This window comes from Aerococcus sp. L_32, from assembly GCF_050689315.1.
In genome coordinates this window covers 1-596 of sequence record NZ_JBOEQF010001128.1, presented here as the reverse complement: position 1 = coordinate 596, position 596 = coordinate 1, and the positions used below count along the sequence as shown (strand labels likewise).

The window sequence follows — 596 nt, the reverse complement described above, 5'->3', positions numbered from 1 at the left end:
GAAACAGTGGTCCAGCACCATATCTTGACCTTCAACCACTTGTTGGTGTCTGATAGTTTTAAATCGCCCGATAATGACTAAGTCATCAAGTGCCATATCAATTGTTGCTAGGAAATCAGCAACCTCACCGCCATGACTTAATTTTCCAGATTTTTTAATAGATTCGCCATCGATAAGGGACAATTTTTCAGTTGTTTCCAATTTCTGATGGTCTTTAACAGGTTGTTTCATTGTTAAATGGACATAAGTATCCGTTATACGCACTCGTAAACCAATATGTCGTTTACGCAATTCACCATCGGCAGTATCAAAATAGATATTCTCTTGGGTTAAGGGGGCAGTTTCCGCGAAATTATAGTGGTTAAACAATTCCTGGTACTCTGCTTGCCTTAAAATATTTTTGTATTCTATTTCTAAATTTTTTGCCATTGGATCGCCTCTTTTCTTTATCCGCCTTAAGTATATCAAGATATACCTAATTTTTACAATAAAAGGGGTTGGCGGTACCATGCATTTTAGACGAATAAAACGACAAAGGTGACTTGCTATCTTTGAGTTTCTTGTTATAAATTAATGGTTTTTGTGATAGAATATAC

The 596-nt window shown here is 35.9% G+C and carries 1 protein-coding gene; it reads right to left on the bottom strand.

What is annotated here, in order from left to right:
* A partial coding sequence (locus tag ACRCJ0_RS18535; RefSeq protein ID WP_431391650.1) for a CYTH domain-containing protein occupies positions 1 to 429 on the bottom strand: 429 nt, incomplete at its 3' end.
* Between the last annotated feature and the right edge of the window lie 167 nt (positions 430 to 596).